This is a genomic window from Devosia equisanguinis, from assembly GCF_900631955.1.
GTDB classification, from domain to species: Bacteria; Pseudomonadota; Alphaproteobacteria; order Rhizobiales; family Devosiaceae; genus Devosia; species Devosia equisanguinis.
Map to the genome: position 1 here is coordinate 122,946 of NZ_UZWD01000028.1, position 16,154 is coordinate 139,099.

Annotated in this window: 8 protein-coding genes; 4 read left to right on the forward strand and 4 right to left on the reverse strand. The window is 62.7% G+C overall.

Annotated features, from left to right (window positions below):
• The first annotated feature begins 182 nt into the window (after window positions 1–182).
• Complete coding sequence (locus DEVEQU_RS11745; RefSeq protein ID WP_164550363.1) at window positions 183–2,162, forward strand: putative bifunctional diguanylate cyclase/phosphodiesterase; 1,980 nt, start codon at window positions 183–185, stop codon at window positions 2,160–2,162.
• Window positions 2,163–2,517: 355 nt separating this feature from the next.
• Here the strand turns inward: DEVEQU_RS11745 and DEVEQU_RS11750 are convergent, their stop codons facing one another.
• Both DEVEQU_RS11750 and DEVEQU_RS11755 read right to left on the reverse strand, forming a co-directional pair.
• Window positions 2,518–4,371 carry an ABC transporter ATP-binding protein gene (locus tag DEVEQU_RS11750; RefSeq protein WP_126150772.1) on the reverse strand — a complete coding sequence of 618 codons (1,854 nt, stop codon included), beginning with the start codon at window positions 4,369–4,371 and terminating at the stop codon, window positions 2,518–2,520.
• Between the two features lie 360 nt (window positions 4,372–4,731).
• On the reverse strand, window positions 4,732–6,582 hold the full coding sequence (locus DEVEQU_RS11755) for an ABC transporter ATP-binding protein (RefSeq protein WP_126150773.1): 1,851 nt from the start codon (window positions 6,580–6,582) through the stop codon (window positions 4,732–4,734).
• 443 nt (window positions 6,583–7,025) lie between these two features.
• On the opposite strand from DEVEQU_RS11755, the gene pepN reads away from it, so the two are divergent.
• The 3 genes from pepN (at window position 7,026) to DEVEQU_RS19900 (ending at window position 11,769) form a co-directional block, all read left to right on the forward strand.
• Window positions 7,026–9,659 (forward strand): aminopeptidase N, encoded by a 2,634-nt coding sequence (gene pepN / locus DEVEQU_RS11760; protein WP_126150774.1) that lies wholly within the window; start codon window positions 7,026–7,028, stop codon window positions 9,657–9,659.
• Window positions 9,660–9,938: 279 nt separating this feature from the next.
• Window positions 9,939–11,594, forward strand: a complete 1,656-nt coding sequence (locus DEVEQU_RS11765) for a sensor histidine kinase (protein WP_164550364.1) — start codon at window positions 9,939–9,941, stop codon at window positions 11,592–11,594.
• A 4-nt stretch (window positions 11,595–11,598) separates the two neighbouring features.
• Window positions 11,599–11,769 (forward strand): hypothetical protein, encoded by a 171-nt coding sequence (locus DEVEQU_RS19900; RefSeq protein WP_164550365.1) that lies wholly within the window; start codon window positions 11,599–11,601, stop codon window positions 11,767–11,769.
• 25 nt (window positions 11,770–11,794) lie between these two features.
• Here DEVEQU_RS19900 and DEVEQU_RS11770 read toward each other — a convergent pair whose 3' ends face one another.
• Both DEVEQU_RS11770 and DEVEQU_RS11775 read right to left on the reverse strand, forming a co-directional pair.
• Window positions 11,795–14,674 carry a bifunctional [glutamine synthetase] adenylyltransferase/[glutamine synthetase]-adenylyl-L-tyrosine phosphorylase gene (locus DEVEQU_RS11770; RefSeq protein WP_164550366.1) on the reverse strand — a complete coding sequence of 960 codons (2,880 nt, stop codon included), beginning with the start codon at window positions 14,672–14,674 and terminating at the stop codon, window positions 11,795–11,797.
• Between the two features lie 55 nt (window positions 14,675–14,729).
• The gene (locus DEVEQU_RS11775; RefSeq protein ID WP_126150777.1) at window positions 14,730–16,151 is read right to left on the reverse strand and encodes a sensor histidine kinase; all 1,422 of its coding nucleotides are present in this window, start codon (window positions 16,149–16,151) and stop codon (window positions 14,730–14,732) included.
• Between the last annotated feature and the right edge of the window lie 3 nt (window positions 16,152–16,154).

A 16,154-nucleotide genomic window follows, 5' to 3' on the forward strand; every position in this document is an offset into this window, starting at 1 on the left:
ATCGAAATCGATTTCGAAACACGCTTTTAGCGATTTTGAGCAAGCGTTCCAATGGGGGCTGCAGCGGTTTCGAACAATTCTCGATCGGCGCGATTGCGACATTTTCTTGGCAGACCCCAGAACTGGTTTTCCTTTCTATTAGGACTTGCCAGCTTAGGGTCAGGGCTAGGAGACGCAAAATAATGGCGCTGGTCCGGGGCATTGTGAGCAAGTTTGTGGGGGGGGACGACTCCCCTGCGCTCGCTCTGGCACAGTGGCGCGCACTCAGCCGCCAGATCCCCCTGCTCTACTTTCTGCTGCTGTCCAACACGCTGATCGTCGCCGGCATGTATCTGCCGGTCGCCCCGTTCGAATTGACCATTCTGGTGCCCGGCATCCTGACGGTGCTATGCGTGGTTCGCACCATCCAGTGGTGGTTGAAGCGCAATCGAGACGTGACCACAGAAGAGGCGCGGCGCACGCTGGCCAAGATGGTCGTGCTCGGCGCCGCGTTGGCGCTCGGGTTCACCGCCTGGAGCTTCAGCCTCTTTCCCTACGGCGACGCCTATCTGCAATCGCAGGTGGCCTTCTATATGGGCATCACCACCATTGGCTGCATGTTCTGCCTGATGCATGTCCGGGCCGGCGCGCTGGCGGTGGGCGTCTGTGTCGTGGTTCCCTTCACCATCTTCTTCGCGGCCACCGGGCAGCCGACATTCATTGCCATTTCCATCAACATGGTGATGGTGATCGCGGTCCTGCTGATCATTCTGCTTGGCAATAACAAGGATTTTGCCGCGCTGGTGGCCTCGCGCAACGAAATGGCGAACCGGCAGGCCGAGACCCAGCGACTGCTGGACGAGAACCATCGCCTGGCCAATGTCGATACGCTGACGGGCATTCCCAACCGGCGATCGTTTACCCGGCAGTTGCACGAGGCGTTGGGGGCGGCCGAGCAAAATGGTCGATCCATCGCCGTTGCCCGCATCGACCTAGACCGGTTCAAATCTGTCAACGAAATCTTCGGCAAGATCACCGGCGACCGGATCTTGGTGGAGATCGCGCGCCGCATCGAATCCATCAAGCGGGACAGCAGCATCCTGGCGCGTCTCGATGGCGACAATTTCGTTCTGATCCTGCAGGAGCCAACCGACGAGGCCTCGCTTGTCCGGTGCGGTGAGATGATCGCCCACGCCCTGCGCCCCTCGTTTGACATGCCGCTCGGTACTGTGCGCCTTTCCGCCTCATGCGGCTTTGCTGCCGCGCGCAAGGGCGACACCGCCGACACCCTGTTTGACCGCGCCGACTACGCAACCTGGGTGGCCAAGCGCGACGGACGTGCGCGCAGCGTGGTGTTCTCGGGGGTGCATCAGCGCGAATTGCAGCAGGTGCGGCTCATGGAAAACCTGTTGCACACCGCCGATCTCGAGCGCGAAATCTACATTCTGCTGCAGCCGCAGTTCGACGTGGCTCTGGGCCGCACCACCGGCTTCGAGGTGCTGGCGCGCTGGCGCAATCCGCTTCTGGGCGAGGTTTCGCCGGCAGATTTCATTCCCATGGCCGAACGTACCGGCCAGATCAGCCGCATCACCCAAGTGGTGCTGCAAAAGGCACTCATCGTCGCCGAACAGCTGCCGCGCCCCCTGCGCCTCTCGGTCAATCTCTCAGCCAACGATATCGGTTCTTCCGCCGCCATCGAGCAGATCGCGGCGCTTGTCGGGGCTGCCGCCTCGCCCTGCCGTATCGACTTCGAAATCACCGAAACCGCGGTGTTGCGCGACCTCAAGCAGGCCAATCAATCGCTGCTGACCCTGCTGGGGTTGGGCGCGCGCATAGCGCTCGACGATTTCGGCACCGGGCATTCGAGCCTCACTCATGTGCAGAAGCTACCGCTGCACCGGATCAAGATCGATCGCAGCTTTGTGGCCGAGGTCACCTGTGACCCCGCCAGCCGGGCCATCGTCAAGACCATGATCGACCTCTGCCGCAACCTTGGGATTTCCTGTGTTTTCGAGGGCATCGAGACAGAAGAGCAGCTGGAAGCCCTGCTGGGCCTCGGCGGCACGGTGATGCAGGGCTATCTCTTTGGTCGTCCTATGGCCTGCGATCAAATCGAGACTTATCTCGACAGCGAACGGCGGCGAGTCGGCGTGGTGCCCCAGCCGGTCGAACGCGCCGGCTGACCAAACGGGCGGAACCGAAATTCCGCCCGCTCGTGTTTGCCCGCCTTTCAGGACGCCCCGCCACTCGAGCATAGCTCTCGTGGCCTTGTCGGCTCCAGTCGCGCCACTTCGACGGCGGTCTGCGCAGCAGATCAAAGGCTCCAGTGGAGCCTTTGACGTCGAGAAGGCCACGAAGGCTGGGCCTGAGTGGCGCGCCTGGCCCTTCAGGACGCCCCGCCACTCGAGCATAGCTCTCGTGGCCTTGTCGGCTCCAGTCGCGCCACTGGCGCGCCTGGCCTTTCAGGACGCCCCGCCACTCGAGCATAGCTCTCGTGGCCTTGTCGGCTCCAGTCGCGCCACTGGCGCGCCTGGCCTTTCAGGACGCCTCCAAGTCAAGGAAACCGCCGGATTGGCGTTGCCAGAGCATGGCATAGTGGCCGCCGGAGGCCAGAAGCTGGGCATGGGTGCCCTCTTCGACGATCCGGCCTTTTTCCAGCACCACCAGCCGATCCATGGCCGCTATGGTGGAGAGGCGATGGGCTATGGCCACTACGGTCTTGCCCTGCATGAGCTGCGTGAGCTGCTCCTGGATCGCTGCCTCGACCTCGCTGTCCAGCGCCGATGTGGCTTCATCGAGCACCAGGATCGGGGCATTCTTGAGCAGCACCCGCGCAATGGCGACACGCTGGCGTTGCCCGCCCGACAGTTTGACGCCCCGCTCGCCGACATGGGCGTCGTAGCCCTTGCGGCCCTGCGGGTCGGACAGGCCCATGATCACCTCATGCACATTGGCCTGTTCGGCGGCGCGGATCATCTCCGCGTCGCTGGCGTCGTGCCGACCATATTTTAGGTTCTCCCGCACCGAACGGTGCAGAAGCGAGGTATCCTGGCTGACGAGACCGATGGCAGCACGCAGGCTCTCTTGGGTGACCTCGCGAACGTCCTGGCCGTCGATGCGGATCGCCCCTTCCTGCACGTCGAACATGCGCAAGGCCAGGTTGACCAGCGTCGACTTGCCCGATCCGGAGCGCCCCACGAGGCCGATCTTCTCGCCCGCCCTTATGGTGAGGCTGAAATCGTCGATGACCGAACCGGACTTGCCGCGCCAGTAGTTGAAGCTGACAGTGTCATAGGCCAGCTCACCGGCCTTTACATCAAGCGGCTTCGCACCCGGTGCGTCCAGCATGGTCAGAGGCTGGGCGATGGTGTCCATCGAGTCTTTGGTGGTGCCGACCTGGCGGAAGATGTTGGACCCGATTTCCAGAATCCAGCCGCTCATGTTCATGATCTGCAGTGCAAAGGGGATGGCTGTGGCCACCGCTGCGGCGCTGAGCACGCCATTGTTCCAGCCGGTCAGGGCCAGCCAGGTGACAGAGACCACCAGCCCGGCATTCAGCAGGAACAGGATCGACCACATATAGGTGAAGATCCGCATGAGTTTGCGGAACTCCACCGCATGATCCATGACGCTGTCGGAGACATATTTGTCCTCGTGCTCGCCGGAGGCGAAGGTCTTCAGCGTCTGGATATTGGTGTAGCTGTCCACGATGCGGCCGGTCATCACCGACTTGGCTTCCGAAAGCGTTTCGGAATAGCGGGCGATGAGCGGCATGGTGATGGTGAAAAGCACGGCATAGAGCAGCAGCCACACCCCGATCGGCACCAGCAGCAACGGATCGAGCTGGGCCAGCACCACCACCGCGACGATGACGAAGACCAGCGCATACCAGGCCGCATCGATAGTGAGGTTCACCCCGATTTCGATGGCTTCACCGGCCTGGATGATCTTGTTGGCGATGCGCCCGGCAAAGTCGTTCTGGAAGAAGGTCCAGCTCTGCCGAATGACATGCCAGTGGCTCTGCCACCGGATCAGGTCCACCAGATTTGGGACGATGCCGTGGTTGCGGATCAGCGTATCGAGCAGGAAGGCCGTGGGGCGCACCAGCACGACGACGAACACCATCCACAGAAGCGTGGCGCTGTGCTGGTCAAAGATCTCACCGGGATTGGTGGTGGCCAGCATGCCGACCACGAGGCCGACGAAGACAGGCATCAGCGCATCGGCGACGGAGCCGATGGCGACCAGGATAATGCGGAGGAGAAAGGCGCCTCTGAACTGGCCGACGAAATAGCCGACGAAGGCCTTGAGGCCCATGGGCGGCTGGCGGTTCTTGGCCAGGGCGATAGGCGAATAGAGATTGTCAAAGAAGTTGACGACGCGGTTGAACATTTTGGTGCTCTTATAGTGAGCCGCGCCTGACGCATATTTTCGGCGGTCAGGTTCGGTATCGGTCCGATTTGGTGCATGTGGCCGCAAAGGCAGCGCGGTGATGGCTAAGATTTCGGATCGTGATGATGTCACCCATCTGGGTTCTCCTTTGGTTTGGTTGGACACGATGTCCTTTTGATCGTCACCACCCGGCTTGACCGGGTGGTCCACCACTTTGCGGTGACACCGTTTGGCTTGCCCGGTCAAGCCGGGCAATGACGGTGACGCTGCCACTTTACCTTTCCCATGAGGGAGAGATGTTTCGCATTCTGTCCACCTGCCCTTTTTGGGGGCATGGGTAGAGGGGCAACTCCGGCCAGCCTACTCTGCCGCCTCTTCACCCTGGTCGGCGTCGATAAATCCACCACTCTGGCGCTGCCAGAGCTGGCTGTAAATCCCGCCCGTTTCCAGGAGTTGGGCATGGCTACCCTGCTCCACCACGCGGCCCTTATCCAGTACCACCAGCCGATCCATCATGGCGATGGTTGATAGCCGATGGGCGATGGCGATCACGGTCTTGCCGTCCATCAGCATCTGCAACTGGCTCTGGATCGCGGCCTCGACTTCGGAATCGAGCGCCGAAGTGGCTTCGTCGAGCACAAGGATCGGTGCATTTTTCAGCAGCACACGGGCAATGGCGATACGCTGTCGTTGCCCACCGGAAAGCTTCACCCCCCGCTCGCCAACATGAGCATCAAAGCCCTTGCGCCCCTGCAGATCGGACAGTGTCTTGATGAAGTCGGACGCCTCGGCTTTGTCGGCAGCAGCCAGCATCATTTCCTCGGTCGCATCGGGGCGGCCATAGATGATGTTGTCGCGCACCGAACGGTGCAAGAGCGAGGTATCCTGCGTCACCACGCCGATATTGGCGCGCAGACTGTCCTGCGTCACCTTCGCGATGTCGTGCCCGTCGATCAGGATGCGGCCGTCGGCACGGTCGTAGAAGCGCAGCAGCAGGTTGACCAAAGTCGACTTGCCCGCACCGGACCGCCCCACAAGACCGATCTTCTCACCCGGCTGGATATGCAGGTTGAGGTTGTCGATCACCCCACCTTTCTTGCCATAGTGGAACGAGACATTCTCGAACTTGATGTCACCCTTGACCTCGGGCAGTGGCTTGGCGTCCGGGGCGTCGGAGACGACGCGCGACACCGACAGCGAGGAGATGCCGTCCCGCACGGTGCCGATATTCTCGAACAGCGAGGACATTTCCCACATCACCCACTGACTCATGCCCTGGAAGCGCATGACCAGACCCAGCGACACGGCGAGCGAGCCGGGCGTCATCAGCCCCTGCATCCAGAGCCAGATGCCGGTGCCGCCCACGGCGGCCAGCAGCAGAGAATTGGACCACAACACCAATGTGTTGAGCACCGTGAACAGGCGCATCTGCCGATAGGCGGTATCGAGAAACTCGTCCATCGCCTCCTTGGCGTAAGTCTCTTCGCGATTGGAATGGCTGAAGAGCTTGACCGTGGCGATATTGGTGTAGCTGTCGACAATGCGGCCCGTCATCATCGAGCGCGCATCGGCCTGTTCCTGGGAAATTTTGCCCATGCGCGGGATGAAATAGAACATCATCGCCACATAGGCGACGAGCCAGAGCAGGAACGGAATGGCGAGGCGCCAATCTGCCGATGCGGCCAGGATCACCGCACCGGTGAAATAGACGACCACATAGACCAGCATGTCGAGCAGCTTCATCACCACTTCGCGCACGGCGAGCGATGTCTGCATCAGCTTGGCGCCGATACGGCCGGCAAACTCGTCCTGGAAGAAGCTCATCGACTGACGGATCAGATAGCGATGGCTCATCCAGCGGATGCGCTGCGGGAAATTGCCCAGCAAGGTCTGGTGCATGGTCAAAGTAGAGACCAACGCGATGGCGGGCAGGATGAAGACGATCATCGCGCCCATCAGCGCCAGCTTCCAGCCATCGGTTTGCAGGAAGGTTTCCGGGTTTGCCCCCGCGAGCCAGTTCACCACATCGCCGATAAAGCCGAAGATGATGATTTCACCGATGGCAACCGCAGCGGCAGCAACGGCCATCAGGGCCAGCCAGCGCTTGGCGCCCTTGCTGTAGTGCAGACAAAAGGCCAGCAAGCTCTTGGGCGGCTCGACGGGATCTTCCTTGGGATAAGGGTTCAGCCGAGATTCAAACCAACGCAACATGTGTCAAACCATCACTAGCAAGGCAGCGGAGACGCGACGACCGGAAAGACAGACGCCCTCGAACACGGTCGAGGCGAAAGTTGTTGATGGCCGACGGCAGATATCCGTGCGGAAATTTCGGAACCACCGTTCGTGCGACCCACTCGACACAGAGGAACGGCATGAAGACAGCGGCATAACCTCCCCCTCCCCAATACCGTCTCAATTGACGGCGAAGAGTTTGCTATGCAGCCATGAACTGCAAAGGATACACCATAAAGACGAGTCGCCTGTAACCGGACAGACACAGGCGAGCCGGATTTCTTCAGGGCGGACGACTTCTCCGCCGCCGAAAGCCGGAGCGAAGCACAATTTCAGGGGCTTGTGCATTCGCCGAACTGACAGGGTGGGCCTTAAATGGCACCACTGAGCAACGCGACAACAAGAACAACTGGACCGCCTTCATGCGCACGGAAACCGAACAGACCATCTACCTCAAGGACTATGCGCCGACGCCCTACCGCATCGTGTCAGTAGAGCTCGACTTCCGCATTCTGGAAGAGAACACCAGGGTGCGCGCCCAGTTGGCCATCGAGCCGCGCGACACCACCGCGCCGGGCACATCGCTGGTGCTGGACGGCGACGGCCTCAGCCTGAGCTCGATTGCCATCGACGGTGCGCCGCTGGCCCTGGCGTCCTACGCCGCGGACGACAATGGCCTGACCATTGTCGAACCGCCCTTCCGCCGCTTCGTGCTGGAGACCGAGGTTTTCCTCAAGCCGGAGAGCAATACCAAGCTGATGGGGCTTTATCGATCCAGCGGCACCTGGTGCACCCAGTGCGAGCCGGAAGGCTTCCGCCGCATCACCTATTATCTCGACCGCCCCGACGTGCTCGCTCCGTTCACGGTGCGCATGACAGCGCCGCAGGCACTTGCGCCCGTACTGCTGTCCAACGGCAATCCGATCGACCGCGGCGATGCCGGCGATGGCATGCATTATGCGGTGTGGCAGGACCCTTTCCCGAAGCCCGCGTATCTCTTCGCACTGGTGGCGGGCGATCTCGGCTCGATCACCGACAGTTTCACCACCGTGAGCGGCCGCAATGTCGACCTCGCCATCTATTGCACTCACGGCAAGGAGGCCGAGTGCCATCACGCCATGGACAGCCTCAAGCGCTCCATGGCCTGGGATGAGCGCCGCTTCGGTCGTGAATATGATCTCGATGTCTTTAACGTCGTTGCCGTTTCCGACTTCAATTTCGGGGCAATGGAAAACAAGGGCCTCAACATCTTCAACGACAAGCTGGTCTTCGCTCAGCCCGAGACGGCCACCGACGCAAACTATCATTCGATCGAGCGGGTAATCGCCCATGAATATTTCCACAACTGGACCGGCAATCGCATCACCTGCCGCGACTGGTTCCAGCTCTGCCTCAAGGAAGGCCTGACGGTCTATCGCGACCAGGAGTTCTCGTCAGACGAGCACAGCCGCCCGGTGCAGCGCATTCACGACGTGCAGAACCTGCGCACCAGCCAGTTCCCTGAAGACGGCGGCCCCTTGGCTCACCCGCCGCGGCCGGACCATTATCGCGAGATCAACAACTTCTATACGACCACGGTCTACGAGAAGGGCGCCGAAGTGGTGCGCATGCTGGCGACGCTCCTGGGCGAAGCCGGCTTCCGCAAGGGCATGGACCTCTATTTCGAGCGCCATGATGGCGAGGCTACAACCATCGAGGCCTTTATCAAGGTCTTCGAAGATGCCAGCGGTCGCGATCTCAGCCAGTTCATCACCTGGTATCTGCAGGCCGGCACACCGCAGGTCACGGTATCAGACAGCTATGACGGCGCCAGCCAGACCTATACGCTGACGCTGACGCAGACGGTCGAACCGACACCGGGCGAGCCGGACAAGAAGCCGCTGCTGATCCCGGTGCGCTTCGGCCTGATTGGCCCCAATGGCAGCCCGATGAGCTGGAACGGTGTCTCGGGCGGCACGGTGGAGGGCGACCTGATTCTGCTCGACAAGCCAAGCGTGACGCTGACTTTCTCAGGCGTCGCCAACAAACCAGTGCCGTCCCTGTTCCGCGCCTTCTCAGCGCCGGTGAAGGTGTCGTCCAACCTGGACCAGGCCGACCTGCTGTTCCTCGCGCGGCATGACAGCGATCCGTTCAACCGCTGGGACGCGTTGCAGACCGTCTCCACGCAGCTGATCGCCGAAGCAGCCCGCGGCCGCCGCTGGTCCGATGACGATGCCCATGCCTTGCGGCAGGCATTGGTGGACACGTTGGCCAATCCGGACCTCGACGCGGCCTTCAAGGCACAGGCCATCGCCATTCCCGGCACCGGCATGGTCAGCCGCCATATCGGCAAGGACGTCGATCCCGATGCCGTCTCGGCGGCACGCAAGGATCTCGTCACGACGCTGGTGGGACCGATCGCCGACCAACTGGCCGAGCGCTACGCTGCGCTGGTAAGCGACGCGCCCTATAGCCCCGACGCTGCTCAGGCCGGCGAGCGGGCGCTGCGCAACGGACTGTTGCAACTGCTCGTCTCCGGCGCTGGTCGCGGCGATCTGGCCCAGAAGCAATACGAGACAGCAGGCAATATGACCGACCGCTATGCGGCCATGGCCATCGCCGCCCAGTCATGGACCGATGAAGCGCCGGCGCTGCTGGGGGACTTCCGCACCCGCTTTGCCGGCGATCCGCTGGTATTCGACAAGTGGCTCACCGCATCAGCCCAGGCGCCGGATGATGGCGTGATCGAGCGCATGCGCGCCATTCTGGCGGCACCGGACTTTCCCAAGACCAACCCCAATCGGCTGCGGTCGCTGCTGGGGAGCTTCGTGATGAGCGGCTCGACCCAGTTCACCCGCCTCGATGGCGCCGGCTTCCGCTTCGTAACCGAGGCGGTGGCCGAAATCGACAAGGTCAATCCGCAAGTGGCATCGCGCATTCTGACCGGCATGCGCATCCTGCCCATGCTGGAGCCCCGCCGCCGCGAGGCAGGCCGCGTGGCGCTCGAAACCCTTAAGAGCCAGCACACGCTGAGCCGCAATGTGGGTGAAATTCTCGACCGTATCCTGGCCGGCTAAGACACCCTGCAGCACAGAAAATAGGCCCGCCGCCCCACCCGGACGGCGGGCCTTTTGCATCCACCCCAAGTCAGCCATGGAAAACTGCACAGCTTTCCACAGGACAAGTTTCTTAGAAGGATTTTTCTTCACCGCTAAGTGATTCAGCCGACTCCGCTTTTTCGAATAGGGCCCACAGGGGCAGTTTCGGACTCTGGACAAGCGGGGGGCCGCTGATTCATATCTTGTTAAGAGCGATTTTAGTTAGCGTCTAAGTTCCTTTCAAGGATGGAGAATTTCATGCGGTCGACGGAGATGTCCGGCGCCGGCGCATCTGGATTCTGCGCCAAAGATTCCACGAGAACCAAGCGCGTTTCCTCGTCCGTTTCTGTTCTGCCCGCCTGGCGCCAGGTGCTGTCCCCAGTCACACTGGCGGTGGCCGCCACCGCCTTCCTCTCGGCCGGCCTGTTTGTCGCCTATGACATCTACCACACCCTCGACGTCGCTCGCCGCCAGGCTGCCCCTGTAGCCACAATGATGGCCGCTGCTGCCATAAGTCAGCGACCTACTACGCAGATGGCGCGGTCACTGGTCGCGCAGTCTTTCCTGCCGCTCGACGCCACGCAACCAGAGCCGAAAACCCTGCTTACCCAAGCCAGCTTTGCCATGGCGCCGGTAGCAGACAGCCTTCCGGTTCAGAAGCAGACCACCCATGTCGAAGCGACACCGGCCGGCGACGTCCTGTCCGGCCTTTTCGGTCGCGGCGCTGCCGCTTTCGGGCTGGCCGGACTGTTCACCCTAGTCGCGGCGCGACGCCGCCCGGGCGACGACATGCCCAACACCATGCAGCGCTTCAACTACAGCCAGCTGGCTGCCGCCATTCCTATGGGCCTGGCCTGCTGGACGCGCGAAGGCCGATTGATCGTCTGCAATGACAGCTATCGCAACCGGCTGGAACTGGACGAGGACGGCACCAGCTATCACCAGGCGGTGAGCCGGCTCGCCGCAGGCGGCTATATGAAGCTGGTGCGTGAGGACGACAGCAACCGCATTCTCGAGCTGCACCGGCAGGACGGCTCCTGCCTGATGATCGACGAACGACCACTGGGTGATGGCTGTTTCATGACGCTGGTCTCCGACGTGACCGAGCACAAACGCACCAGCGCCATGCTCGACAGCATCCGCGTCGAACAGCGCCAACTCGCTCGCCGCTATCACGAGGAAAAGCTCAAGGCCGAGGCGGCCAGCCGCGCCAAGACCAATTTCCTCGCCCATCTCAGCCACGACATTCGCACGCCGCTCAACCACATCATCGGATTTGCCGAGCTGATGAAGCACGAGACCTATGGTCCGCTGGGCGATGCGCGCTATCGCGATTATGTGCAGTCGATCAAGGCCTCCGGCGAGCACCTGCTGGCTTCGTTCGGCACCATTCTCGATCTGGCCGAACTCGACAGCGGTCAGAAGGCGCTGCGCCAGGATGCGGTGCCGGTGGACGAAGTGATCGATTCCGTCGCCAAACGCTTCAAGGGACAGATGCACCGGGCGGGCATCAGGCTGATCATCGGCAAGAGCTGTGGTGCGGTGCTGCGCGGCGACCGCCTCGGCATGGTACGCATGCTCGGCAATATCGTGGAAAATTCCATCCGCTTTACCGAACGCGGCGGCCATGTCCGCCTCGCCGCCTTTGCCGCCGACGATGGCGTGGTCATCGAAATCAGCGATACCGGCATCGGCATGAGCGAGGAGCGCCTGGCCAGCCTCAGCCAGCCCTTCGCGCTCGGCGACGCCACCTTTACGCGTGAAGGCGTAGGGCCTGGCCTGGGCATTTCCATCGCGCGCGCCATTGCCGAGCAGAGCGGCGGCCACATGGTCATCGACTCCGCCCCTTCCCTGGGCACCACTGTGGCGATATCACTGCCGATAGAAACCGCAATGAGCGAAATGGCAGCGTGATCAGATGAACAAGGAATGGCACGACGGACACCGCCTTGATCCCAAGGCAAATCTAGACCAGCGCATTGCCTGGCATGTCGAACACGCCACCGCGTGCGGATGCCGCGACATGCCCGAAAGCATCAAGCGTGAATTGGCGGCCCGCAACCTCCCCCTGCCCGAGCGGCGGCATTAGACAGCCACCCTAAGACGACTGAGATCTACATCGCCGCGGCGCGCCCATACCACGCGCTGGCCGCCTCTGCGACTTCGGCCTGCATTTCCCTGATATCCAGTTCGAGCCGACCGAAATCGGGATAGTGCGCGAGCTGCGCCAAGAGATCCTTGAAGGCCGGCGTCCATGCTTCGTCCTTGAAGGGGCTCACCAGGGCCGAGCTCATCACCTGCAGGATGGTCGAATAGAGCGTGTGGATTTCGGCCAGGCGTTGCCCCTGCGGCACGAGGCCGGTTTCACCAAGGCGCGCGAGGACGCGGGCGGTCTGGGCCTGCGGCAGGTGAACCTGCTGCCCCGCCACCAATTGCGCCGACTGGGCGATGAACTCGAGATCGACCAGACCGCCGGTGGCCAGCTTGAGGTCGAACAGGTGGCGCGGCTTGCGCTCCTTGGCCATGAGTGCCCGCATCGACACCACATCCTCGATAGTCTTGGCGTGATCGCGCGGCCGGTTCATCACCTCGGCAATGGCGTCATCCACGGCGGCGCCGAGGCCATCGGTCGAGGCAACGACGCGGGCCCGGCTCAGCGCCAGATGTTCCCAGGTCCAGGCATTGTCGCGGTGATAGGCGCGGAAACCAGACAGGCTGGTGGCCAGAGGTCCGGCATTGCCGGAGGGGCGCAGGCGCATATCGGCCTCGTAGAGCACGCCCTCGGCGGTCGGCGCTGACACCGCTGCAACGAGGCGCTGGGTGAGGCGGGCAAAATAGTGCGGCGTGGCCAGCGGCCGCTCGCTGTCGGATTCCGTGTCCGGCCCATCATAGAGCATGATGAAGTCGAGGTCGGACGTGAAGGTCATCTCGCGGCTGGCCATCTTGCCGAAGGCGAGCAGCGCCACCGAGGCGCCGGGGATGTTGCCGTGGCGCTTGGCAAACTCGGCCTGCACGCTGATGAAAAGCCGGTTCAAGAGGGTTTCCGCCAGCGCGGTGAACTGGTCCCCTGCCCCAGCTGCGCTGACCGTGCCGGAGAGCAGCCCCGCCGCGACCAGGAATTTCTGCTCCTGGCCGATGATGCGGGCGCGGTCGATGACTTCTTCATAGGACCGCGCTTCGGCAAGGAACGAATCCACCTTGGCCACCAGCACGTCACGGCGGGTGACGTCGCTGGCAAAGGCCGGATCGATGAGACCGTCCATGACATGGGCGCGATGAATGACGGCCTCGGCCATACGTGGCGCCGAGGCCATGAATTGCACCAGAAGCGTGCGCAGTTGCTCATGGTTGCGCAGCAGCGCGAAGAGCTGCACGCCAGACGGCAGGCGCGAGAGGAAATTGTCGAAACGCGCCAAGGCCTCGTCGGCATTACCGGCACGGCCGAGCGTCGCCAGCAGCGCCGGCAGCAATTCAGTGAGATGGGCGCGCGCCGCCGAGGCGCGGGTGGCGCCATAGCCGCCATAGTGCCATTTGCGCACGGTTTCGATGGCCTTGTGCGCGTCGGCAAAGCCCATGCCGGTCAGAGTTTCCAGGGTTCCCGGATCATCGTCGCTGCCGGTGAACACCAGATTGCCCTCACCCGAGCCAAGGCTTTCGCCTTGGGTGAAGAGCTCGGCATAATAGCGGGTGACGCGTTCGAGCGCGGCGCGATAATCTGCCTCGAATTGCGCGAGATCCGGCTCACCCAGCAGCCGGCCAATCACGGCCACGTCTTCGGCGGTGGCGGGCATGATATGGGTCTGCTCGTCGCGCAGCATCTGCAGGCGGTTTTCCACGGCGCGCAGATACCAATAGGTCTCGGTTAGTTCCTCTGCAGTAGTCGGGCTGATCCAGTTGGCGGCAGCCAGCGCGGCGAGCGCCTTGGCGGTGGGACGGACGCGCAGCGCCTTGTCGCGACCGCCGGCGATGAGCTGCTGGGTCTGGGCGAAGAACTCGATCTCGCGGATGCCGCCACGGCCCAGCTTGACGTTGTGACCCTCGACACGAATGTCGCCGACATTCTTGGCGACGTTGATCTGCCGCTTCATGGCCTGGATGTCGGCAATGGTGGCGAAGTCGAGGTGCTTGCGCCAGACATAGGGGGCCAGCTCCTTGAGGAAGAGCTCGCCCACCGCCTTGTCGCCGGCGCAGGGCCGCGCCTTGATCCAGGCGGCGCGTTCCCAATTCTGCCCGCGCACCTCGTAATAGGCGAGCGCCGCATCGACCGAGATGGCCACCGGCGTCGACCCCGGATCGGGGCGCAGGCGCAGGTCCGTGCGGAAGACATAGCCATAGGCCTGCCGGTCCTCCATCAGCCCGACCAGCTTCTGCACCATGCGCGAATAGATTTTCGTTGCCTCGCCCGGTTCGACCAGCACGCTCTTTTGCGGATCGAAGAAGGCGACGATGTCGATATCGGAGGAATAGTTGAGCTCGCGCCCGCCATGCTTGCCCAGGGCAAAGATGGCAAGACCGGAATTGGCAGCGCGGGCCTGGTCGGCGGAAAGCACCAGCTGGCCCTTGTCGAAGGCCTGGCGCATCAGCAGGTCGAGCGCGGCTTCCAGGGCGGCGTCAGCTAGATCGGAGAGCGCCTCGGTTGCCCGCGCAGTTGTCCAGGCGCCACCGGTTTCGGCCACGGCGGCGAGCAGAGCCGTGCGCCCCTTGGCCATGCGCAGCATCTGCCCAACACTGGCCTCGTCGGCCGTGCGGCCCATCTCGCCCACCTCCTCAAGCAGCGCAGCAAAGGCGGTCTCGATATCGCCGTCCAGCGCATCGGCCAGCCAGGCGGCGTGGGTTCGGGTCAGCTCAAGCAGATATGGAGCCGCATCGAGCAGTGGCCCGAGCAGGCCGCCCTGGGCGACAAGATAGGCCCCTATCTCTGGCTTCAGCTCCAGCATGAGCGCTTCGAAATGCGGATGGTCAATGGCGGGCAGCGGGGAGAGATGTGTGCTCATGAGCGAGGCATAGCCCGGCGCCGAAAGCCCGGCAAGGCAGTGCGGAGAGCTAGAGTCAGACCAGCGGCAATTCCAGCACGGCGCGGACACCGGGCGCGTTGTCCTCGATAACGAACCGCCCGCCATGAAGGCGCGCCACGGCATTGACCAGCGACAGGCCGAGGCCCGAGCCCGGTTCGGAGCGGCTCTTTTCCAGCCGCACAAAACGCTCGAGCACTCGCTGACGGTCTGCTGCCGGAATACCAGGCCCGTTGTCGGCCACGGCGATGCGCACCTGATTGGCGTCGCGGCTGAGCGAAACGTCGACGCGCCCCTGTCCCCCTGCTTCGGGCTTGGCATATTTCATGGCGTTTTCGAGCAGGTTGACCATGGCCTGGCCGATAAGCTCGCGATTGGCCTTAAGCATCACCTCAGGCTCGATTGAGGTGGTGATAGCGATGCCCTCATCCTCAGCCACCGGTGCATAAAGCTCTGCCATGTCGGAGACGATGGCACTGACATCGATATCGACCAAGGCGCCGGAGGGCGCGCCTGCCTCGGCGCGGGCGATCATCAACAGCGCATTGAAGGTCTGGATCAGCCTGTCGCTTTCCGCGATCACCGTTTCCAGCGCCCGCTCGCGCACATCCTCGCTGGCCGTGTCGCGCAAAGCCGCCTCGGCCTGGTTGCGCAGCCGCGTCAGTGGGGTCTTGAGATCATGCGCGACATTGTCGGTAACCTCCTTGAGACCCTGCAACAGCTTCTCGATGCGGTCGAGCATGGCGTTGAGGTTGGTGGCCAGGCCATCGAATTCGTCATTGCGCTTGGTCAGGGGAATGCGCTCGGAGAGATTACCGGACATGATCTTGGTGGACGTGTCGCGAATGGCGTCGATGCGGCGAAGCACCCGTCGCGCCGTTACCCCGCCGGCAATGATCGAAAAGACGATGATCCCAACCACGCCCACGAGGAAGCTCTGCAAAATGATGGCCGAATAGCCACGACGCTCCACAACATCGCGCCCCACGACGAGGCGCATGCCATTGCCCAGCTCTACCGAACGCACCACGGCCACACCGGCCCGGCGCGGTCCACCCTCGGGCCCCGGCGGCAGCGTGGCCTCGGCATTGAGCGGATCAGGCCGCTCATAGTCAAAACTATAGACGCCCGGTTCGATCAGCACTTCAGCTGGTACGGCCACCATATTGCCAAGCAGATATTGCCCCGAGGCGTCGCCAAGGAAATAGACGCCTGGCCCCGGCTGGCTCGACACGCGATTGACCGCCAGCGCCAAGGCGCGAATGCCCTGATTGGCTTCGATGCGCTGGAACAGGCGCACTTCGCGGTCGATATCGTCGGCCTGCTGGCGCTGGATCTGCACGCTCGACTGCCAGCCGATAAAGCCCATCAGCAGGATGGCGAAGAGCACGAAGATGGCAATGAAGGTGGCAGTCAGCCTGACGGTGGAGGTGCGCCAGACCTGCGCAAAGCGACTCACGGC

Coding starts and splice junctions, on each gene's coding strand:
- DEVEQU_RS11745 (WP_164550363.1), top strand. CDS start 183: ATGGCGCTGGTCCGGGGCATTGTGAGCAAGTTTGTGGGGGGGGACGAC.
- DEVEQU_RS11750 (WP_126150772.1), bottom strand. CDS start 4,371: ATGTTCAACCGCGTCGTCAACTTCTTTGACAATCTCTATTCGCCTATC.
- DEVEQU_RS11755 (WP_126150773.1), bottom strand. CDS start 6,582: ATGTTGCGTTGGTTTGAATCTCGGCTGAACCCTTATCCCAAGGAAGAT.
- pepN (WP_126150774.1), top strand. CDS start 7,026: ATGCGCACGGAAACCGAACAGACCATCTACCTCAAGGACTATGCGCCG.
- DEVEQU_RS11765 (WP_164550364.1), top strand. CDS start 9,939: ATGCGGTCGACGGAGATGTCCGGCGCCGGCGCATCTGGATTCTGCGCC.
- DEVEQU_RS19900 (WP_164550365.1), top strand. CDS start 11,599: ATGAACAAGGAATGGCACGACGGACACCGCCTTGATCCCAAGGCAAAT.
- DEVEQU_RS11770 (WP_164550366.1), bottom strand. CDS start 14,674: ATGAGCACACATCTCTCCCCGCTGCCCGCCATTGACCATCCGCATTTC.